The organism is Rhodoferax sp. P1_F3, assembly GCF_056405715.1.
Window position 1 is genome coordinate 1 of sequence record NZ_JBFUBO010000018.1, and the last position, 22,143, is coordinate 22,143.

16 protein-coding genes are annotated in these 22,143 nt (G+C 64.1%); 5 read left to right on the forward strand and 11 right to left on the reverse strand.

All coding sequences use genetic code 11. The features are described from left to right. Positions 1-327 precede the first annotated feature (327 nt). Positions 328-1,197 (forward strand): sulfurtransferase, encoded by an 870-nt coding sequence (locus tag AC1DZ5_RS20445; RefSeq protein ID WP_477892473.1) that lies wholly within the window; start codon positions 328-330, stop codon positions 1,195-1,197. 57 nt (positions 1,198-1,254) lie between these two features. Next, complete coding sequence (locus AC1DZ5_RS20450) at positions 1,255-3,465, forward strand: ATP-binding protein (RefSeq protein WP_477892475.1); 2,211 nt, start codon at positions 1,255-1,257, stop codon at positions 3,463-3,465. A 5-nt stretch (positions 3,466-3,470) separates the two neighbouring features. On the opposite strand, the gene AC1DZ5_RS20455 is transcribed toward AC1DZ5_RS20450, so the two are convergent. The 11 genes from AC1DZ5_RS20455 to polA all read right to left on the reverse strand — a co-directional run bounded on the left by AC1DZ5_RS20455 (position 3,471) and on the right by polA (position 19,551). After that, entirely contained in the window at positions 3,471-4,049 is a 579-nt protein-coding gene (locus AC1DZ5_RS20455) for a TMEM165/GDT1 family protein (protein WP_477892477.1), read from the reverse strand. 5 nt (positions 4,050-4,054) lie between these two features. Continuing rightward, positions 4,055-7,156 carry an efflux RND transporter permease subunit gene (locus AC1DZ5_RS20460; RefSeq protein WP_477892479.1) on the reverse strand — a complete coding sequence of 1,034 codons (3,102 nt, stop codon included), beginning with the start codon at positions 7,154-7,156 and terminating at the stop codon, positions 4,055-4,057. A gap of 12 nt (positions 7,157-7,168) precedes the next feature. Further along, positions 7,169-8,440 (reverse strand): efflux RND transporter periplasmic adaptor subunit, encoded by a 1,272-nt coding sequence (locus AC1DZ5_RS20465; protein WP_477892481.1) that lies wholly within the window; start codon positions 8,438-8,440, stop codon positions 7,169-7,171. Between the two features lie 47 nt (positions 8,441-8,487). Then, a complete protein-coding gene (locus tag AC1DZ5_RS20470; RefSeq protein WP_477892483.1) occupies positions 8,488-9,906 on the reverse strand; it encodes an efflux transporter outer membrane subunit in 1,419 nt (472 codons plus the stop codon). A 49-nt stretch (positions 9,907-9,955) separates the two neighbouring features. After that, positions 9,956-10,669: a CerR family C-terminal domain-containing protein gene (locus AC1DZ5_RS20475; RefSeq protein WP_477892485.1), complete on the reverse strand. Its 714-nt coding sequence runs from the start codon at positions 10,667-10,669 to the stop codon at positions 9,956-9,958. A 101-nt stretch (positions 10,670-10,770) separates the two neighbouring features. After that, the gene (locus AC1DZ5_RS20480; protein ID WP_477892487.1) at positions 10,771-11,175 is read right to left on the reverse strand and encodes a hypothetical protein; all 405 of its coding nucleotides are present in this window, start codon (positions 11,173-11,175) and stop codon (positions 10,771-10,773) included. Further along, positions 11,165-11,962, reverse strand: a complete 798-nt coding sequence (locus AC1DZ5_RS20485; protein ID WP_477892489.1) for a ZIP family metal transporter — start codon at positions 11,960-11,962, stop codon at positions 11,165-11,167. The genes AC1DZ5_RS20480 and AC1DZ5_RS20485 overlap by 11 nt, the downstream gene beginning before the upstream one ends. Beyond that, positions 11,959-12,867 carry a dienelactone hydrolase family protein gene (locus AC1DZ5_RS20490; protein ID WP_477892491.1) on the reverse strand — a complete coding sequence of 303 codons (909 nt, stop codon included), beginning with the start codon at positions 12,865-12,867 and terminating at the stop codon, positions 11,959-11,961. Before AC1DZ5_RS20490 ends, AC1DZ5_RS20485 begins: the two co-directional genes overlap by 4 nt. Before the next feature lie 93 nt (positions 12,868-12,960). After that, positions 12,961-14,772, reverse strand: coding sequence for a methyl-accepting chemotaxis protein (locus AC1DZ5_RS20495; RefSeq protein WP_477892493.1), 1,812 nt, complete (start codon positions 14,770-14,772; stop codon positions 12,961-12,963). Between the two features lie 45 nt (positions 14,773-14,817). Further along, positions 14,818-16,641 carry a methyl-accepting chemotaxis protein gene (locus AC1DZ5_RS20500; protein ID WP_477892495.1) on the reverse strand — a complete coding sequence of 608 codons (1,824 nt, stop codon included), beginning with the start codon at positions 16,639-16,641 and terminating at the stop codon, positions 14,818-14,820. Positions 16,642-16,722: 81 nt separating this feature from the next. Next, positions 16,723-19,551: a DNA polymerase I gene (polA, locus tag AC1DZ5_RS20505; protein WP_477892497.1), complete on the reverse strand. Its 2,829-nt coding sequence runs from the start codon at positions 19,549-19,551 to the stop codon at positions 16,723-16,725. 59 nt (positions 19,552-19,610) lie between these two features. On the opposite strand from polA, the gene AC1DZ5_RS20510 reads away from it, so the two are divergent. From AC1DZ5_RS20510 to AC1DZ5_RS20520, 3 genes are read left to right on the forward strand one after another with little or no spacing between them, the layout of a single operon-like run. After that, a complete protein-coding gene (locus AC1DZ5_RS20510; RefSeq protein WP_477892499.1) occupies positions 19,611-20,606 on the forward strand; it encodes a homoserine kinase in 996 nt (331 codons plus the stop codon). Beyond that, positions 20,603-21,382: a BPSS1780 family membrane protein gene (locus tag AC1DZ5_RS20515; protein WP_477892501.1), complete on the forward strand. Its 780-nt coding sequence runs from the start codon at positions 20,603-20,605 to the stop codon at positions 21,380-21,382. The genes AC1DZ5_RS20510 and AC1DZ5_RS20515 overlap by 4 nt, the downstream gene beginning before the upstream one ends. Then, positions 21,379-22,137 carry a FecR family protein gene (locus tag AC1DZ5_RS20520; RefSeq protein ID WP_477892503.1) on the forward strand — a complete coding sequence of 253 codons (759 nt, stop codon included), beginning with the start codon at positions 21,379-21,381 and terminating at the stop codon, positions 22,135-22,137. Before AC1DZ5_RS20515 ends, AC1DZ5_RS20520 begins: the two co-directional genes overlap by 4 nt. Positions 22,138-22,143: the final 6 nt, after the last annotated feature.

Genomic DNA, 22,143 nt, shown 5'->3' on the forward strand with positions numbered 1-22,143 from the left:
AAAAAATGGCATTTTTTCATATCCAGTCTGCGTGAGCTGCTCTCATAAAAATAGCGACAAACACCGCAGTCTTCACTCTCGATTTTGACCACTCAGTTGGACTCTGAATATCCCCCGTTCGGGTCATTTCTTGGATGTCGGCTTCCGCCACAAAACAGACTGCAATGACGAGGTCTCTTACTCCGCAAGAATACCAACCCCCAAGCCAGTATGGCGTGTACCCGGTGGCCTCATCAGTCCGCTGCGCGGCCAGCAAATCGGCTACCGGGTACACGCCACACAGGCCAGCGAACGCAAGAATGCAGGCGAATAGATAATCACAACACCATGCCCTACACCACCCTGATCTCCGTCGCCCAACTCCAAGCCCTACAAGCCAGTGCCACACCCGCCGTGGTGTTTGACTGCAGCTGTGACCTGATGCAGCCCGCGCAAGGCCCGGCGCAGTACGCTGAGAGCCACATTGCCGGTGCGCTGTATGCGCACCTTGACAACAACCTCAGCGCCAAGGGCGACCCGGCCGTAACCGGCGCCGCCTCAGGCGGGCGACATCCTCTGCCCCCTCGCAACACGTTTGCCGCGTGGCTGGGCAGCGTGGGCCTGAAGAATACCGACCAGGTGGTGGTCTACGACCGCCAGGGGGCCAACTACTGCGGCCGCCTGTGGTGGATGCTCAAGTGGTTGGGCCATGCAAACGTGGCCGTGCTGGACGGTGGCTTTCAGGCCTGGCAGGCCGCGGGCGGTGCCCTGGCCAGCGGTGCCGAGGCGCCCCGCACCGCAACCACCTTTGCAGTGGGCGACCCGCTGGTGACGCTGGTGGGCGTAGACACCGTGCTGCGCAACCTCCACAAGGGAACACAGCACATCATCGACGCGCGCGGCGCACCTCGCTTTCGCGGCGAGATGGAACCCATAGACCCCGTGGCAGGCCACATCCCCGGCGCGCTGAACCGCGTCTTCAGCAGCAACCTGGGGCCGGATGGTTTCTTCAAACCCGCGGCCCAGCTGCGCGCCGAGTTTGAAGCCCTGCTGGGCCAGCGTGCGCCGCAGGACGTGGTGCACCACTGCGGCAGCGGCGTCAGCGCCGTGCCCAATGTGCTGGCCATGGAAATTGCCGGGCTGGGCGGCACTGCCCTGTTTGCCGGCAGCTGGAGCGAATGGTGCAGCGACCCTAGCCGCCCCATTGCCCAGGGCTAGGTCCTGCCGGCTAGCCCCTCTAGCACGGCCGCCCTTGGCGGCCTACACTGCAGCACCATGGAGTCTCGTTCGCCCTCCACACCTTTGCCCGCCGTCCGGCGCCTGCCCGATGCGGTAGTGCTCAGCGCTGTGGTCGTGGTGGGGTTGCTGTGCAGTGGGGCGATCTTCTACAGCCTGCGCCAGACCGAGGCACTGCGCATCCAGGAGATCCGCAACGCCAGCGCCAAAACCGTGATCGACGCACTGGAGCTAGACATCACCCGCACCGTGGAAGCCACGCACAACGCGGGCCTGATGGTAGAGACCCAACCCCGGCTGCAACGCCCCCAGTTCAACGCCTACATGCGTCGCGTGATGGCCGATTTGCATACGGTGTCAGCGCTGCAGTGGCAGCCCTTGGTGAACGGGCGCGCCCTACCCGCCTACGTATGGCCCGAGGACCATGGCCCATTGGGGCTGGGCCAGAGCCCCGATGCGCTGGCCCAGCCGAAACAGCATGCGTTGGTAGTGGGGCGTCCCGTGGCGTCGGAGACCTTCCCCATTGCCAGCACGCCGCCCGACAACGGGCTGGCCTCCGCCCTGTCGGTGTCGTCCCCCGTGTATGAGCGCGACCCGCTGAGCGGTGGCACGCAACGCCATCTGGGCTATGTGGTGGCCGAGGTGCCACTCAAGGCCCTGCTGCGTGAGGCCAGCTACCGTGCCGACCTGGCGGGCATGGACCTGCTGGTTTTTGACCTCACCGCCCCAGACGAACAGGCCAACCAGCCCATCTACACCTGGTATGGCGGTGCGGCCGACACCCAGCGCCACTTCAGCTTTCTGGTGGACGCCAAGCTGGACGACTATGCACTTACCGTGGACATCGCCACCCGCCCGTGGGAGGTGGTGCTGCGCCCACGCGCGGCCTTCCAACGCAGCCTGCCCACTAGCCAGGCGCCCTACCTGCTGGCTGGGGCGCTCGCCGCCACCGCACTGGTGACCTGGGCTGTGTGGCGCGCCCAGCGCTACCGCCGCCGCATTGAGACCGCCAAGCTGCGCGAGCAGGCAGCGCGCGAACAGTTGGCGACCGAACAAAAGCGGCTGCAAAACATCATCGAAGGCACGGGCGTGGCGACCTGGGAGTTTGACTACAAGACCCGCCAGCTGCGGATGAGCGAACGCTGGGCCTCTCTGGCTGGCTATACCCTGCAGGATTTGGGCGATGACCTCTACGCGCGCTGGCTGGAGTTGGTCCACCCCGATGATTTAGCCGCCTTCTTTGCTGCGCTGGAGCAGCACTACGCGGGCCACAGCGAGCACCTGAACTTCGAGTACCGGCTGCACCACAAACAAGGGCACTGGATCTGGATTGCCGCGCGCGCCCGGTTGATGGAACGCGCAGCCGACGGCACACCGCTGCTGCTGGCGGGAACGCATCTGGAAATCACCGAGCGCAAGGAGGCAGAAGCCCGCATCCGGGAGCTCAACGCCACACTGGAGCTGCGCATGCAAGAGGCCCTGGCCCGCAGCGAAGCCCGCGCCACCCTGGGCACCCTGATTGCCAGCGTCTCGCACGAAATGGGCACGCCCATGGGCAACAGCCTGATGACCGCCAGCACGCTGGTGGACCAGGCGCGCCATTTCCAATCGCTGCTGGACGCGGGCACGCTGCGCAAATCGACCCTGCAACAGTTTGTAGAGCAGGTGCGCGAGGGCAATACCCTGCTGCTGCGAAACCTGGAGCGTGCCGTGGCCCTGCTGAAGAGCTTTCGGCAAGTGGCGGCCGACCAAGCCAGCGAACAACGGCGCAGTTTCGACCTGCGCCAGGTGCTCAATGAGGTGATGTTGACGCTGGCCCCCAGCCTGAAGCGCGAGACGCATACGGTGGAGTTGGATGTGCTCGAAGGCATCCGCATGGACAGCTACCCCGGCCCGCTGGGCCAGGTGGTGATTAACCTGGTCAACAACGCCTATCTGCATGCGTTTGAAGGCATGGAGCATGGCGTGGTGCAACTGCGCGTGCAGGCCGATGAAAACCACGTCACGCTCATCTGCAACGACAACGGCCGCGGCATTGCGCCCGATATTCTGGAGAAGATGTTCCAGCCGTTCTTCAGCACGCGCATTGGCAGCGGCGGCACTGGCTTGGGCATGTCCATCGTGGACAACCTGGTGAAGGCCACGCTGGGCGGCACGCTGGAGGTGCACAGCGTGTTGGGCCAGGGCACCACCATCACCATCACGCTGCCGCGCGTGGCACCCGAGCCCACGCGCAGCGACGAGGTCTAGGTAGCCTAGAAACCCAGGCTTGCGCCCGCGCCCAGCAAAGTAGCCAACCCCAGCAGCGCAAAGATGGCCGCGGCAATGCCATGCACCAGCTTCATGGGAATTTTGGCGGCCAGCCGGTCGCCCACAAACACCGCGGGCACATCGGCAATCAGCATACCCAGCGTGGTGCCGATGACGACGAGCAGCGGGTTGGCATAGTGCGCAGCCATGGCGATGGTGGCGATCTGCGTCTTGTCGCCCATCTCGGCCAAAAAGAAGGTGATGAAGGTGGCACCGAACACGCCCAGCTTGCTGGCGATGCGGGTTTCTTCTTCCTCAATCTTGTCGGGAATCAGCGTCCACGCCGCCATGCCCAGAAAGGATGCACCCAGCACCCAGCGCAGCACGCCAGGGCTCAGCACCGAGGTGATCCAGGCGCCCAGCGCACCGGCCAGACCGTGGTTGAGCACGGTGGCGGCCAGGATGCCGGCAATGATGGGCAAGGGTTTCTTGAAGCGTGCGGCCAGGATAAAGGCCAGCAACTGGGTTTTGTCGCCGATTTCGGCAAGGGCGACAACACCGGTAGAGACTAAAAGTGCTTCCATGCCGCTCACTTGCCCACAGGGGCCGCCTCGCCCACTGGCTCCGCAGGCTGGCGCAACACCTTGGCCTTGATGCGGCCGACAAAGTGTTCAATGTCGTCCACGATGGTGAAGAAGCTGGGAGTCACCAACAGGCTCAGGATGGTGGAGGTGATGAGGCCCCCAATCACCGCCGCGGCCATGGGCGCGCGGAAGCTGTTGTCGGCATGGCCCAGGCCAATGACCAGCGGCAGCATGCCGGCCACCATGGCGATGGTCGTCATGATGATGGGGCGTGCCCGCTTGTGGCAGGCGTCGATCAGCGCATCGAAGCGACTCAGCCCGTGTTCACGCTGCGCCATGATGGCGTACTCCACCAGCAGGATCGAGTTTTTGGTGGACACGCCAATCAGCATCACCAGCCCGATGAAGGACGGCATGGACAGCATCTTGCCAGTCACCAGCAGGCCGATGAAGGCGCCACCGAAGGACAGAATCACCGCGGGGATGATGGAGATGGGGTGCAGGAAGTCCTTGAACAGCAGCACCAGCACGATGTAGATGCACAGCACGCCGGTCAGCATGGCCAGGCCAAAGCCCGCCACCATTTCGGCCTGCACTTCGGCATCGCCCACCTCCAGCTGCTGCACACCCGCGGGCATGTTGACGATGCTGGGCAGCTTGGCCACGGCCTCGGTCACCTCGCCCAGCGGCACGCCGGAGAGTTCCACCTCAAAGTTCACGTTGCGCACGCGGTTCAGGCGGCTGATCACGGCGGGGCCACCCGACATTTCAAGTGCGGCCACCTGGCTCAACATCACCGGGCCCTTGACGCCGGGCACCATCAGGCGACCCAGCAGCTCCAGGTCCTGGCGCGCATCGGTGTCGAGCTTGACAACGATGGGCACCTGGCGTTGACTCAGGTTGAGCTTGGACAGCGCCGACTCGTAGTCGCCCACGGTGGCAATGCGCAGGGTCTCGGCAATCGCGCTGCTGGTCACGCCCATGTCGGCGGCCTTGGCAAAGTCGGGGCGAATAGCGATCTCGGCACGCGTCAGGCTGGCGCTGGATGAGATATTGCCCAGGCCAGGAATCTTGCGCAGATCGCGCTCCACGGCTGCCGCGGCTTGTGCCAGCGCCACGGGGTCTTCACCCTTCAGGGCCAACTGGTACTTCTCGCCCGAACCGCCCAGTCCGACCTTGAAGCGGGCACCCGGCAAATCGGCCAAGGCGCTGCGCATCTGGCTTTCGATCACCTGCTTGACGGGGCGCTCACCGCGCTCGTCCAGCAGCACGGTCAGTGTGGCCTTGCGCACTTCAGCGGTGGCACCGCCCTGGAACGGGTCCGATCCCACCGCACCGCCACCGATGGTGGTGTAGACGCTCTTCACATGCTCCACCTTGGCAATCATGCTGCGCGCCTGCTCAGCGGCGGCATAGGTCTGGGTCAGCGTGCTACCCGGGGCCAGTTCCACATAGACCTGGGTTTGCGAGTTATCGTCCGGCGGAATGAAGCCGCTGGGAATCAGGGGCACGAGGAACAGCGAGCCGATGAAGAAAGCGACGGCAGAGAGCATGGTGATCCAGCGGTGGCTCAGCGTCCAGCGCGTGATGCGCAGGTACAGCGGCATCCAGGTCGGCTCTTCGTGCACATGGGTGGACGGCTTCATGATGTAGGCCGCCATCATGGGCGTGAGCACCCGGGCCACCACCAGCGAGGCGAACACGGCAAACACGGCAGTCCAGCCAAACTGCTTGAAGAACTTGCCCACCACGCCGCTCATAAAGGCGGTGGGCAGGAACACGGCAATCAGCGCGAAGGTGGTGGCGATCACGGCCAAGCCGATTTCATCGGCCGCTTCCATCGCGGCCTGGTAGGGCGTCTTGCCCATGCGCAGGTGGCGCTCGATGTTTTCCACTTCCACAATCGCGTCGTCCACCAGAATTCCGATGACCAGCGACAGCGCCAGCAGCGTCACGATGTTGGTCGTGAAGCCCATGTAGTTCATGCCAATGAACGCCGGAATGGCCGACAGCGGCAACGCCACGGCAGAGACCAGCGTGGCACGCCAGCTGCGCAAGAAGAACCACACCACGATCACCGCCAGCACGGCGCCTTCGTAGAGCATGGTCATGGAGGCGTCGAACTCCTCCTGCACCGGCGTCACAAAGTCAAAGGCCTGCGTCAGTTCCAGATCAGGGTGCTGCGCCTTCAGGTCGGCCAGCGCCTTGGTCACTGCAGCGCCCACTTCCACTTCACTGGCGCCCTTGCTGCGCGTGATCTCAAAACCCACCACGGGCTTGCCGTTGAGCAAGGCCAGGCTGCGTTGCTCGGCCACGGTGTCCTTGACCGTGGCCACCTCATCCAGACGCACGCGCTTGCCGCTGGACAGGCTCAGTTCCAGGCGCGACAGCTCTTCCACCGTGGCCACGGTGGCCAGGGTGCGCATGGGTTGCTCAGAGCCACCCAGGTCGGCACGGCCACCGGCACTCTCGGTCTGCACCTGCTTGAGCTGGCGCGAGATATCAGCCGCGGTGGCGCCCAGCGCCTGCAGCTTCAGCGGGTCCAGAGCCACTTGCACTTCACGCGTGACACCCCCCACGCGGGCCACCGAGCCCACACCACGCACGCCCAGCAGGGCGCGCGAAATGGTGTTGTCCACAAACCAGCTCAGCGCTTCGTCGTCCATGTTGCTGGAGCGGATGGTGAACGCCAGGATGGGCGCGCCCGACAGGTTCATCTTGCTCACGATGGGGTCGCGCACATCGCTGGGCAAATCGCTGCGCACGCTTTGCACCGCGCTGCGCACGTCGTCTACCGCTTCTTGCGTGGGCTTTTCCAGGCGGAACTCGGCGGTCACGCTCACGCTGCCGTCACGCACGCTGGTGTAGATGTTTTTCAGGCCCTGCAGCGGCGCAATGGCGTTTTCCAACTTGCGCGCCACTTCGGTTTCAAGCTGCGCCGGAGCGGCACCGGGCAAGGTGGCGGACACCGTGACGGTGGGCAGTTCCAGATCAGGAAACTGCTGCACCTTCATGGCGTTGAAGGACATCAGGCCAGCCAGGGTCAGCAGCACAAACAGCATGACCGCCGGTATGGGGTTTTTAATTGACCACGAGGAGACATTCATCTCAGGCGCTCCTTATTTTGTAGCTGCTTGCGCAGTCTTTTCGGGGGCTACAGCGGATTTTTGCTTGGCATCGGCCTTGGGGGCTTCCACCACCTTGACCAGATCGCCTTCGCTCAGGAAGCTGCCGCCCGTGGCCACCAGCTTGTCCTCGGGCTTCACGCCGCTCTGGATTTCAATCTGGTCGCCCACCACACGGCCGGTCTGCACCTTGAGCTGGGCAATGCGGTTGTCCGCGCCCACGCGGTACACATAGCTAAAGCCATCGCGCACCACCACCGCGGTCTGCGGCACGGTCAATGCGCCGGAGCTACCGAGTTCGAATTCGCCGCGTGCATACATGCCGGGTTTGAAACTGGCCCCCACGCTTGCCGCTGCGCGTGCTGCGCTGCCCCCCGAGGGGGCTAATTTTCCTTGGGGCTGCCCGGCGGAAAATTGCCCGGGCAACAGGTCAACATAGACAAGACCGTTGCGTGTGGCGGCATCCACCGTGGGGGCCAGCATGCGCACCCGGCCCTTGAGCTGCGCGCCCGTGGGCGAGGTGACCAGCGCATTGGTGCCCACGGTGATGCGACCCAGTTCAGCCGAGGTGACTTCACCACGCCACTCCAGGCGGCTCTGGCGGATTAGCTTGAACATCTCGGTACCCGCACCCACCACCGAGCCCACGGAGGCAGTGCGCGAGGAAATGGTGCCGCTGTCGGGCGACAGCAGCTGGGTGTGCTTGAGGCGTAGCAGCTGCGAATCAAGCTGGGCCTTGGCCGACTCCACCCGCGCCTTGGCGGTGAGTTCGGCGGTGAGGTACTGGTTGACCTGCTGGGCGCTCAAAGCGCCCGTGCCCTGCACAGCGCGGGCCCGGTCGGCGTTGGCCAGGGCTTCGGCGGCATTGGCTTGGGCTTCGGCAACGGCCGCGCGGGCCAGGGCCACGTCGGCCTGCACGCTCTCGGCCGCAAAGGTGGCCAGCACCTGGCCGCGTTGCACATGGTCGCCTACGGCGGCGTGCAGCTCCTGCACGCGCAGGCCGCTCACCTCGGTGCCCACACTGGCTTCTTGCCAGGCGGCCACACTGCCGTTGGCGGCCAGCTTGATCGGCAGCATGCCGCTCTGGGCCTGGGTGGTGGTGACGGTGAGCGAAGGCTTGGCCGCAGTGCTGGCAGCGGCCTTGGGTGCGTCGGCTGCCTGGCTGCGCGTGACGAACAGGCCCAAGCCAGCCAGTGTGAGCAATCCCGCGGCCATCAGGCCCAGCGTCAGGGGTTGAAAAGGCAGGCGGTTCAAAAGACGGTTCATGGTGAGGATCTCGCTAAAAATCAATCAGACAAAAGGTTCTATTCGGGTCAGTTGCTGCTGGGCTCAAAGCCACCGCCCAAAGCGCGGTACAGCGCCACCCAGGCGCGGTTGCGCTCCAGGGCCAACGACAGCTGGGCCGACTGCGAGGCCAGCGCCGTGCGGCGGGCGTCTTCCAGCTCCACCAGGTTGGCCAGTCCCTGGCTGTAGCGCGACTGCGTGGCCGCCAGCGACTCGGCATAGCCTTGGGTGGAGACCTCGGCGTCCTGCTTGCGTGCGTCGGTGCTTTGCAGGTTGACCAGGGCCTCTTCCACCTCGCGCACGGCCTGGCGCACTTTGGCGCGGTATACGGCTACGGCCTGGGTGTAGGCGGCTTCGGCGGCCACCACGTTGGCCTTGCGCTGGCCACCGTCAAAGATGGGCAGCGTCAGCGCCAGGGGCCCGAAGGACCAGGTGTCCAGGTTGGTTTCGGTGCCCATGCTGCTGTAGCGCATGGCGCCCACATTGCCGCTCAGGGTCAGGCGCGGGTAGCGCTGGGCTTTGGCACTGCCCACCTGGGCGCTGGCCACCACCACATCGCGTTCGGCGGCGAACACATCGGGGCGCTGGGTCAGCGTCTGGGCCGGCACGCTTGCTATGAAAACAGGAGCCGCTTGCGCAGGTTTGGCGAGGGCTACAGCCAGTTTTTGTCTTAAATCCGTCTCAGCAATTCCGGTCAGGGCCACCAGCGCCTTGGTGTCGATGTCGCAGGCGGCGGACTGCTGGGTCACACGGCTGTTGCCATCGGCGGCACTGGCCCGCGCCAGCGCGGCGAACGACGGTGCGGTAAAGCCCGCCTTGGCGCTGATGTCCGCCAGACGTGCGGTCTCCTGGCGCGAGGCGGCGTCTTTGCGCGCCACGTCCAGCAACTGGTAGCAAGTAGACAGGCTGTAGTAGGTGCTGGCCACCTCGGCCGCCACCGACACGCGGGCGTCGTGCCACTGGGCCTGGGTACCCTGGAACTGGGCATCGGCCGCGTTGCTCACGGCGCGGTTGGCGCCCACCAGGTCCAGCTCCCAGGTGGCTTGCAGGCCTATGGTCTGCGTGGTGGCTACGGGCACATTGGGCTGGCTCACGCCACGGCTGGCCGCGATGGAACCATCCACCTTGGGCAGCAACGCCGCGTTGGCCGTGGTGCGCTGCGCGCGGGCCGACTCGACCCTTGCCACCGCCTGTGCCACCGAGGGGCTGACCGCCTGCGCGGCTTCGATCAACTCCACCAATAGCGGGTCACCCTGCTGCTGCCACCACTGGCTCAGGGTGCCCACGGTGCCCTGGTGCGGCAGCGGCGCTTGCCACTGCGGCGCCACAGCCACGTCCACTTTGGTGGCCGGCATGGTGATGGCGCAACCGCTGAGTACCAGAACACAGGCCGACAGGGCCAGCGCAGAGAGGTGGCGCCGGGCGCCGCGCAAAGCAGGTGGTTTCATAGGGGTACGGGGGTGCAATGCAAGTGCCATGGGTGTGAATCGGGTCGGTTTATGGGGTGGCCGGGGCGGACGACAGGGCCTGGCGGCGGCGCACTTCGCCCTCCACCATGGACAGGGCGGCTACCAGCATGTGGCCGGCGTAGGCGTCAATGGCGGCGGGCGAGGCAATCAGTTCAGGGCGAATGGCCTGAATCACGTCGCTGCCCACATGCAGGATCATGCCCAGCCCGACGATGGAAAAGGCCAGACGGTGCACATCGTCATCGGGTTGTGTGACACCCAGATGGCGGCACAGCGTTTGCACCAACGCCATGTGGGCGGGCTTGATGCGGTCGTCAATCTCGGCCTGCCACAGGCCTGTGGGCTCCAACATCTCCCGGATGTGCAGCTTCATGCAGTTCTGCATGGCTACACCGTTCTTCATGGGCTCGGTGAAGGTGTCGAGCATGGCGCGCAGCGACTCGGTCAACGACTGGTTGGGGTGGTTGATGCTGGAGGGCTCAAGGCTTGGGTTGCTGCGCGGGTCCGTGAACACAGCGCGGTACAGGCCAGCCTTATCGCCAAAGTAGTAGCTGATGGAAGCCACGTTGACATTGGCGGCTAGCGCTATCTCGCGGGTGGAGGTTTTGGCAAAACCCCGGTCGGCAAACAGCACCAGCGCGGCGTCCAGCAGGCGGGTGCGCGCTTCTTGCCCGTCGCTGCGCAGGTGCTTGGCGGCCGCGGGGGCGAGAGGCAGAGGGAGCGGAACAGCGGGAGTCGGCATAGCGGCCAATTCTAGCTAGTTAAATCAAACGATTGATTTAACTACACGATCCGTAGGGGCTTTCCCTTAGTCCCCTGCCCCGCCTGTGCCCCGTATGTCCATTAGCAGGCCAGCGACTCCTGGAAGTCCCAGCCCAGCTGCAGCGTGCAGACCAGTTGTGCGGCCCGCCAGCGCAGGCTGGCACCCTGCGCGAAGTCCAACTCCAGCGTCAGAGGCTCTTGCCAGCGGCCCGGGATGTCCAACTGCGTGAACCCGGCATCTGTGGAGGCCAGCAACACGCGCCCACTGCGCAGGCGACCCATGGCGTCCACAGCCGCCCCTTCTGGCACACCCTGCAATTGCATCTGCAGGCCCCGCAGGTAGCCCGTCAAAGGCGCAGCGCCTGGTAGACGGCGTTGGACCCAGGCGACTGAAAAATGCACGGTCAGCGTGTCGCAAGCACACGCGAGGCGCAACACTTCCGAGTCGGAAAAACTGAATCGCAATCCGGCAGGATCAGTGGCCATGGCCCAAGCCGCTGACCACGGCGACCAGCACAATGCCCGCCGCCAGCCACGCAATTTGCGCCGCGGTTTGGCGCGCGGTCAGGCGCTTTTGCAGTTGCGGAATCAGGTCGGCCAACGCCACGTAGATGAAGCTGCTGGAGGCCACGACCAAAAAGTAGGGCAAATAGTCCTGCATCTGGTCCACCAACCAGTAGCCAGCCAAGCCGCCCAACGCGGTCACCGCACCGGCCAGCGTCACCTTGACCAGGGCCGCGCGCTTGTTGCTGGAGCCTGCTCGCAGCACCATCAAGTCGCCCATGTGGTGGGGCACCTCGTGGGCCAGCACGGCCAGCGAGGCGATGGCGCCCAGCCGCATATCGGCCATGAAGGCCGACGCAATCAACACGCCGTCGCCAAAGCAATGCACGCTGTCACCCGTGAGTACGGCCCAGGAGCCCGAACCTGACGGAGCCCCGTGGCTGTGACCCTGACCGTGCGCATGGTCGTGGCCATGGCTGTGGTCATCATGGTGATGCTCGTGGCCGTGGTGCCAGAGCTCGGCCTTGTCCAGCAGGAAGAAAAACACCACGCCGATCAGCAGCGTGAGGAACAGGTCATGGGCACCGGCCTGGCTCTCGAAGGCTTCGGGTAGCAGGTGCATGAAGGCCGTGGCCATCAACGCACCAGCCGCCAGGCTCAGCATGTGCTGGGTGTAACGCCCCAGCGCGCCAAAACTCAGGGCGGCGGCCAGCCAGACACTGCCAATGCCGGCCGCCAGGGTGCCTGCCAATATTGCAATCAGCGTCAAACCACGCCCTTCGCTTTGAACCACGCGAGTGCACGCTGAAAGCCGTCTTCGGCCGCGGCCTTGTTGTAGCTGGAACGGTAGTCTGCATGGAAGGCATGGCCCACGCCGGGGTAGACCACAAATTCCGAGGCCTTGGCAGCGGCGTTGCCCTTGGCGCCAGCGGCCGCCAGCGCATCCTTCATTTCATTCACGCTGGTCAACGGAATGCCACCGTCGGCGCCTCCGTACAGGCCCAACACTGGCGCCTTCAACGAAGCTGCCAGATCCAGCGGGTTCTTGGGCTTCAGCGCGCTGGGAGTTCCCACCAAGCCACCGTACCAAGCCACTGCGGCCTTGACCTTCTTGCTGTACTCGGCATACAGCCAGGTGATGCGACCGCCCCAGCAGAAACCGGTGATACCGATCTTGTGCGCGTTGCCGCCGTTGTGGATGGCCCAATCGACCGCACCATCCAGATCGGCCAGCACCTGCGCATCCGGCACCTTGGCAACCACCTCCGACAGCAGCTTGCCGATGTCGGTGTAGCTGGCGGCGTTACCCTGGCGGGCATACAGGTCGGGCGCAATGGCCAAGTAGCCGGCCTTGGCAAAGCGGCGGCAGGTGTCGGCGATGTACTCGTGCACACCAAAGATTTCTTGCACCACGATCACCACCGGCAAGTTTTTCTTGCCAGCGGGGGCGGCAAAGTAAAACGGCACAGGGTAGTTGTCCACCTCATACACCAGGGTGCCGGTGACCAGGCCGGCGTCGGAGGTCTTGATGGCCGTCTGCGCCATGATGGGCATGGCAGTCGCCGCATAGCCCACACCCAGTGCGGCCTTCAGTGCAGTGCGGCGTGTGGCGCCGTCCTCGGTCGACTTACCGGGCAGCAGGGAAATAATTCCGTTTTTCAGATCATCAAGCACTAGCGTCTCCTTGGTTGAAATAGAAACAGCAGGAAGTGTATGCACAACACATTCCTGCTGTGGTTGGCGGGACTTTGACAGACCCGCGCTGGCTTAAAAAGTTTCCCAGTCGTCGTCACCGCCCGCTGGTGTCACGCGGGTGGAGGTGTGAACAGCAGGCTTGGGCGCCGCAGCCGCAACCGGCACTTTGGGTGCGGGGGCCTTGGCTGCCGTTGGGGCCGCAGGCTTGGCGGCTGCGGGTCGGGGCGCGGGCTTGGGCACCCCATCCCCACGGCGCTCTGCGCCCTTGAAGGGCTTGGCGGGTGGCGCGCTGGAACGTACTTTGGCCACGGGCAGGCCAGCCGCATGCTCCTGCGCGCCCAGCTTGAAGGTGGCCACCACCTGCACCAAGTCCTGCGCCTGGCTCTTGAGGCTGCTGGCCGCAGCGGCCATCTCTTCCACCAGCGCGGCGTTTTGCTGTGTTGCCTGGTCCATCTGCGTGACCGCCTCGCCCACCTGCGACACGCCCGAACTTTGTTCCGCGCTGGCCGCACTGATCTCGCCCATGATGTCAGTCACACGGCGGATGCTGGTCACCACTTCGGTCATGGTGGTGCCCGCCTTGTCCACCAGGGCAGAGCCCTGCTCCACCCGCTCCACGCTGGCACCAATCAGGCTCTTGATTTCCTTGGCGGCCTCCGCACTGCGGCCTGCCAGGCTGCGCACCTCAGACGCGACCACCGCGAAGCCCCGGCCCTGTTCACCCGCGCGTGCGGCTTCGACCGCCGCGTTCAGCGCCAGGATGTTGGTCTGAAACGCGATGCCGTCGATGACGCTGATGATGTCGGCAATCTTGCGGCTGGATTCGTTGATGCCCTTCATGGTTTCGACCACCTGGCCCACCACCTCGCCGCCCTGAATAGCCACAGTCGATGCCGTCATAGCCAGTTGGTTGGCCTGGCGCGCGTTGTCGGCATTTTGCTTGACGGTGGAGCCCAGTTCTTCCATGGAGGCTGCGGTTTCTTCCAGCGCACTGGCTTGCTGCTCGGTGCGCGCGCTCAGGTCGTGGTTGCCCTGAGCAATCTCAGAACTGGCCGTGGCCACCGACTCGGACCCGCTGCGCACATTGCTCACCAAGTTCACCAGATTACCCTGCATGTCGTGCAACGTGGTGAGCAACTGGCCCACCTCGTCGGTGCGACCATGTCGGATTTCCCCTGTGAGATCCCCATCCGCCACTTTTCTCGCCACCAAGGTGGCCTCACTCAGCGGCCCCGTGATGGAGGCGGAGAGCAGCCAGGCCAGAACCACGCTGAACAGCACACTCACCGCGCCCAGCGCAATCAGCAACCGACGACTGCTGGTGTGGTTGTCCTGAATATCTTTGGCCAGCTGATCGATGGTATTGCGCTGGCTCTGCAGCATTGCATCCATCTTGGCCAGATACACCTTGGAAGCCGGCGTGAACCGCTCATCCAGCACCTTGTTGGCCTCTTCCGCCTTGCCCTCTTTTTTGAGGGCTACCGTTTCGTCCCGGGCCGCAATGTAGATCTTGCGCTGCTCCGCGATTTCCTTGTACAGCGCCTTCTCCTCTACCGAAGTCATAAGCGGCTCCAGGGCCTTCTGGAACTCGGTCGAGGATTTGCTGGATGCCGCCTGGTCTTCGGCAAAGTACTCGGCCAGCGCCGGGTCGGCACTGCGCGCAATCGCGGCCGTACGGCGCACGCCCGTATGGATGTTGCGGTACCAGTCACCCACCAGACGTTCGGTCTTGATGGGGTCGCTCACCATGAGCTCGGTGGCATCAGCCACCGAATTCAACCGCCCAATGCTGACCAGAATGACCACCAGCAGCAAAGCCAGGATGGCCGCAAAGGCCAGCCCCAGGCGCCTGCGGATGGAAAGGTTGTTGAGGAATGAACCCATGTTGGCTCCTGTGAGTAGATCGTTCGAAAAAGTGACGCGCCGGGACTAAAACGTTTCCCAGTCCTCGTCACCACCTGCAGGAGTGACGCGGGTTCTGGTGTGCACCGTGGGCTTGGGTGCAGCCGCTGTCTTAGCAGCAGCGGCGGGTTTGATGGGGGCCGTGGTTGCCTCGGAAGTAGGCTTGCGTGCCGGGGGGGCTGCGGCAGCACGGGCGGCCGGGCCATTGTCTTGACCGCTGCGGCGCTCGGGGCCCTTGAACGGCGTAGCCTTGGGCTGGTTGGAACGCACCGGAGCCACTGCCAGCACCTGGCCCGAGTCGGCCACCGCACCCACCTTGAACACCGCCACGGCCTGCTTCATACGTTCAGCCTGGTCGCGCAGGCTTTCGGCAGCGGCGGCACTCTGCTCCACCAGCGCGGCGTTTTGCTGCGTCATCTGGTCCAGCGTGCCAATGGCCTGATTGACACCGGCAATGCCTGCGCTCTGTTCTTGTGCTGCAGCGGTAATCTCACCAATCACATCGGCCACACGGCGCACGCTCTGCACGATCTCCTGCATGGTGGCACCGGCGTCGGTCACGAGTTTGGTGCCGGATTCGACCTTATCGACCGACGTGCCAATCAGGGCCTTGATCTCTTTCGCGGCCTCGGCACTGCGGCCGGCCAGGCTGCGCACTTCGCTGGCGACTACCGCAAAACCACGGCCCTGCTCACCGGCCCGCGCGGCTTCCACGGCCGCATTCAGCGCCAGGATGTTGGTCTGGAAGGCAATGCCATCGATCACGCTGATGATGTCGGCAATCTTCTTGCTGCTGGCGTCGATCTCCTGCATGGTGCTCACCACCTGGGTGACCACCTCACCACCACGCTGGGCCACGCTGGAAGCGCTGGCCGCCAGGGCACTGGCCTGACGTGCGTTGTCCGTGCTGTGTTGCACCGTGGCGGTAAGCCCATCCATGCTGGAGGCCGTGGCCTGCAGGTTGCTGGATGTCTGCTCGGTGCGCTGGGCCAGGTCGTTATTGCCCATGGCAATTTCGGCGCTGGCGATGGCGATGCTGTCCGTGCTGCTACGCACCTGGGACACCATGCGCGCCAGCGACTCGTTCATGCTGCGCAGCGAGACCAACAGGGAACCGAACTCGTCCTCGCGATTCGTATCGATGACCGAACTGAGGTCGCCCTGCGCGATGCGGGCCGCCAACGCATTGGCCTGCACCAGCGGCTCGCGGATGGAGCGCACCAGCCAGGCCGTGCCCGCAAAAATGGTGGCGATGATGACCGCCAGCCCCACCAGAATGCCCACGCTATTGGCCGAACGGCGGCGCTCGGTTTCTGCAGCCACCTCGACCACACGGCGCTTTTGCATCTCCACCATTTCTTTTTGGGCCGCGATGTAGTTGCCCATGGTGGGCAGGTACTGCGATTCCAGGATCTGAAGCGCCTCCGGCTCGCTGCCAGCGGCCTTGAGTTCACGCGCCTTATCGCGCAGTGCAATCACCGACTTGCGCAGGTCGCCAATCTTCTGCATTTGCGCCTTGTCGGCGTCGGTCAGCGGCATGGCTTCAATTTTTTTCTGCAGCTCGCCAATTTGGGCACTGGTGGCGTTGACGGGTTCCTTGAATGCCTCAGCCACCGCAGGGCCCTGGCTCAGCAAAATCGCCTGGTTGCGCGCCGCGTTGGTCATGGTCAGGCCATTCCATTCGGTGGCGATCTGCACCAAGTCCACGGCGTTGGCCTGTGTCGCGCGCCCCTCGGCCAGAATGCCGACACTGCGAATCAGACCCACCAAGGCGACAGCGCAAATGGCACCAATGACCAGCAAAATGAACGCCCACAGCTTGGTGGCAATTTTCATGCGATGGAGCCGCATAGGTCGTCCTCTTCTTTCTTATTCGTTACCAGCCCATGTTCCAACCCATTGACTGGATCACCAGCCAGCCCATCGTCCACCTTAATGGGCTTTGTCCCAATTAGGGCCAACCCCAACCTCGGCCAGCAAAGGGACCTTGAGTGCCGCCACGCCGGCCATGAGGCGCGGAATCTCGGTCTTGAGCCAGTCCACCTCGGCCTCGGGCACCTCAAACACCAGTTCGTCATGCACCTGCATGATCATTTTGGTCGCTCTGTGCTCAGCGTCAAGCACTTGCTGCACCTGCACCATGCTGAGTTTGATCAGGTCGGCAGCCGTACCCTGCATGGGTGCGTTGATGGCCGCCCGCTCCAGCCCTGCCAGCAGTGCGCCCTTGGCCGACTGGATGCCCGCGAGCTGCAGGCGCCGACCAAACACGGTTTCCACATAGCCCTGCTCTTTGGCCAGCGCGCGGGTGGACTCCATGTAGAGCTTCACGCCGGGGTAGCGCTCAAAGTAGCGCGCGATGTAGTTCTTGGCCGCGGTGTTGTCTATCCCTAAGTTGCGCGCCAGGCCAAACGCGCTCATGCCGTAGATCAGGCCGAAGTTGATGACCTTGGCGTAGCGGCGCTGCTCGCTGCTGACCTGGTCCACCGCCACGCCAAACACCTCGGCCGCAGTGGCGCGGTGCACGTCCAGCCCGTCGGTGAAGGCGCGCAACAGCGCCTCGTCGCCGCTGATGTGCGCCATGATGCGCAGCTCGATCTGGCTGTAATCGGCACTGGCAATCACGCTGCCTGGCGCAGCCACAAAGGCCTCGCGCACGCGGCGGCCTTCGGCGGTGCGGATGGGGATGTTCTGCAGATTGGGGTCGTTGCTGCTCAGGCGCCCGGTCACGGCCACGGCCTGTGCGTAGTGCGTGTGGACACGGCCGGTGCGTGGCAGGGCCAGTAGGGCCAGCTTGTCGGTGTAGGTGCCCTTGAGCTTGGACAGGCTGCGGTGCTCCAGCAGCTTGGCCGGCAGTGGGTAGTCCTCGGCCAATTTCTCCAGCACCTCTTCGTCGGTGCTGCGCGCGCCGGTCGCGGTCTTTTTGACCACGGGCATGCCCAGCTTGTCGAAAAAGATTTCACCGAGCTGCTTGGGGCTGCTGAGGTTGAAAGGCTGACCGGCAATCTCGTAGGCCTCGGTTTCCAGCTGCAAGATGCGCTGGCCCAGTTCGTGGCTTTGGGTGGCCAGCGTGGGCGCATCGATGAGCACACCATTGCGTTCAATGCGGTACAGCGCCTCGCTGCTGGCGATCTCCAGCTCGTAGATGAACTTCAGCTTGTCGTCTGCGTCCAGCTGCGGCCACAGCGCCAGGTGCACATCCAGCGTCTGGTCCGAGTCTTCGCAAGAGTATTCAGACGCCTTGGCAATGTCCACCTGGTCAAAGCTGATCTGGTTGGCGCCCTTGCCGCACAGGTCTTCAAACGTAATGCCGCTGCGGCCCAGGTGGCGCTCGGCCAGGCTGGACAGGCCATGGGGCTTGTGCACTTCCAGCACATAGCTTTGCAGCATGGTGTCGTGGGCATAGCCCTGCACCTCAATGCCGTGGTTGGCAAACACATGGCGGTCGTACTTGATATGCTGGCCCAGCTTTTTGGTCTGCGGGTTTTCCAGCCAGGGCTTGAGCTTGGCCAGTACCTCCTCGCGGTTCAGCTGGTCCGGCGCATCGGGGTAGCGGTGGGCCACGGGAATGTAAGCGGCGTGGCCGACCGCCACGCTGAAGCTGATGCCCACGATCTCGGCACGCATCTCGTCCAGGGACGTGGTTTCGGTGTCCAGCGCCACCAGCTCCGCCGCCTGCAGCTTGGCCAGCCAGGCGTCAAAGGACTCCCAGGTCAGCACGGTGTCGTAGTTCAGGTTGCTGGCGCGGGGCGGCGTCCCTTGCACAGCATCAGCCCCAACCTCGGCGGGCTCATCAAACAGTCCGGGCGCAGCGGCAGCCGCTTTGGAGGCTTTGGGTGCCTTTGCCGCGAGCGCTGGAGCGTCGCCACCACTGGCGGCACCGGCTGCCTTGGCCAGGCCCTTGAAGCCGTATTTTTCATAAAAACCAACCAGAGCCCCCGTATCCTCTGCGCCGACAGCTACAGAATCCATAGCAGGCAGGCTCGGCAACCAGTCCTTCAAATCGCAGTCGGTCTTGATGGTCAGCAGCGCGCGGCCCGTGGGCAGCCAATCCAGCGTCTTGCGCAGGTTCTCGCCCACCACGCCGCCAATCTTGTCCGCGTTCTCCACCACAGCCTGCAGTGAGCCGTATTCCAGCAGCCACTTCACGGCCGTTTTGGGGCCCACCTTGGGTACGCCGGGCACGTTGTCCACGGTGTCACCCACCAGGTTCTGGTAATCCAGCATCAGGCTGGCAGGTATGCCGAACTCGGCCTGCACGCCGGCCAGGTCGCGGCGCTTGCCGTTCATAGTGTCGATGATGGTGATGCGCTCGGTCACTAGCTGGGCCAGGTCCTTGTCGCCGCTGCTCACCACCACATCAAAATCCTGCTGCGCGGCCATCACGGCCAGCGTGCCGATCACATCGTCGGCCTCCACGCCGGGCACATCCAGCACCGTCCAGCCCAGGTGGCGCACCACCTCGTGGATGGGGGCAATCTGGCTGCGCAAATCGTCGGGCATGGGGTCGCGGTGGGCCTTGTACTCGGGGTAGATGGCATCGCGGAACGTGGGGCCTTTGGCGTCGAACACACAGGCTACGTAATCGGCCGGCACTTCCTTGCGCAGGCTGTTCATCATGTTGATCATGATGCGAATGGCACCGGTCTTTTGCACCGTGCCATCGGGCAGCGTGATGCTCATGGTCTCGCCACCGGCAAAGAAGGCGCGGTACAGGTAGCTGGAACCATCGACCAGCAGCAGTGTTTTACGGGGTTCGCTCATAAGGACATTGTGCCTGCGCCGGACGGCGGTTTTGTTGGGCTGGCCCCTACAATTGCCCCATGGCGGTTTACACAGAGGTCTCGCTCGACGAGGCCAGCACTTTCCTCACATCCCTCAAGCTGGGCAACCTTCAAACCCTGGAAGGCTGCTCCGGGGGTATTGAAAACACGAACTACTTCGTCACCACCGACCAGGCGCCCTATGTGCTGACCCTGTTCGAACGGCTGAGCGCCGAGCAGCTGCCGTTTTACCTGCGGCTGATGAAGCACCTGGCCTTCCATGGCATTCCCGTGCCAGACCCCGCCGCCAACCGCGATGGCGACGTGCTGCACAGCCTGAATGGCAAGCCTGCCGCCGTGGTGAACCGCCTCAAAGGCAAGAGCGAACTGGCCCCCGGCGTGGAGCATTGCCGCCAGGTGGGTGCCATGCTGGCACGCATGCATCTGGCCGGGCGCGACTTCAGCATGCAGCAGCCCAACCTGCGCGGCCTGCCCTGGTGGAACGAGACCGTGCCCGTGGTACTACCCCACCTGGAACCCGCCCAGGCCCAGCTGCTGCAGGCCGAGCTGGCCTACCAGAACCACATCGCCAGCCAAAGCGCTTACACCGCCCTGCCACGCGGTGCCATCCACGCCGACCTGTTTCGCGACAACGTGATGTTTGACACTGTGGACGGCGTGCCCACGCTGAGTGGTTTTTTCGACTTCTACTTTGCCGGCACCGACGCCTGGCTGTTTGACCTGGCCGTGTGCCTGAACGACTGGTGCATCGACCTGCCCAGCGGAGCGGCCGATCTGGAGCGCTCCGCGGCGTTTGTGGATGCCTACGCCAGCGTGCGCCCGCTCACCCCACAAGAGCGCGAACTTCTGCCTGCCATGCTGCGTGCGGGGGCCCTGCGTTTCTGGATCTCCCGCCTGTGGGATTGGCACTTGCCCCGCGAGGCCTCCATGCTCCAAGCCCACGACCCCACCCACTTTGAACGCGTGCTACGCCAGCGCGTGGCCCACCCGCTCACGCTGCAACAGCTGCACAACGCCGACGCCCTCACCGCATGAAACTTCAACTCGTTCCAGCTGGCCGCGGGGTGCAATGGGTGCGCCAGGGCATACGCACCTTCTTCCGCCAGCCACTCGCGTTGACGGGCCTGTTCTTTCTGTTCATGGCGGCCATGTCGGTGCTGAGCCTGGTGCCCGTACTGGGCAATGCGATTGCGCTGGCCCTGCTGCCTGCCGCCACACTGGGCCTGATGGCCGCGACCGAAGAAACCACCAAGGGCAAATTCCCCATGCCCACGGTGCTGGTCAGCGCGTTTCGCGCCGGGCACCAGCAGCTGCGTGCCATGCTGGTGTTGGGCGCTCTGTATGCGCTGGGCTTTTTGCTGGTAATGGGCGTGTCGGCCCTGGTGGATGGTGGCAAATTTGCCAGCCTGTACTTGCTGGGCGGCGAACTCAATGTAGAGGTGCTGCAGCAAAGCGATTTTCAGACCGCAGCTCTGGTGGCCATGGTGCTGTACCTGCCGCTGTCTCTCCTGTTCTGGCATGCGCCGGCCCTGGTGCACTGGCACGGTATCTCGCCCGTCAAAAGCCTGTTTTTCAGCATGGTGGCCTGCTTGCGCAACTTCTGGGCCTTCACGCTGTTCGGACTGGTGTGGATGGCGGTGTTCCTCTCCGTGGGCCTGACGGTATCCATCATGGCAGCGATTTTGGGCAGCCCGGAGCTGATCACGGCTATCCTCTTCCCTGCGGGCATGGCCATGGCGGCCATGTTTTTCACGTCGATCTATTTCACCTTCCAAGACTCGTTTGAAGTCACTCCAGGAGCATCCGAATGACGCAGCACACCCTTCAAGGCCGTAGCGAATCCGAGGTGTCGTGGTTCCAGCGCCGCAGCTTTTTACAAGCGGCCGCAGGCTGGACGGCCATGGGCGGCTTTGCTGCGGCGCAGGCCGAGTCACGCAGCAACATTGTGGAACTGGTGGGTGACGCCACACTGAATGGTGGCCGCCTGCGGGCCCAGCAACCGATCCAGACTGGAGATGAAATCGTCACCGGCCCAGGCTCCAGCCTGATCTTTGTGGTGGGCAGCTCGTCATTCCATGTGCGGCAAAACTCACGCATCACCGTAGAGCGTGGTGCCACCCTCAACGCGGTGAGCGTGCTGCGCATGATCACGGGAGCCGTCATCAGCGTCTGGGGCAAGGGCACCAGCCGCCAGATCATCACCCCAACCATGACCGCCGGCATCCGCGGCACCGGCGTGTACACCGAGATTTTCGCCAACCAAGACAACCGCAGCTACTTCTGCAACTGCTACGGCACGGTGGAAATGGCCGCTGGCAACGACAAAACGGTGAGCCGCTCCAGCTACCACCAGGCCTTCTGGGGCGAGGTGCAGCCCAAGGAGGGCCGCATGCTGACGCCGGCCAAGGCCATCAACCACACCGACGAAGAGTTGGAATACCTGGCCAAGCTGGTGGACCAGCAAACCGCCTGGCAGATCCTCGGCAAAAAAGGCGTGAAGGACGGCAAAGGCTATATGGAAGAGAAGGAAGGCCAAATGCACCCGGCAGAGATGCTGGGGCGCTGAAAGCAG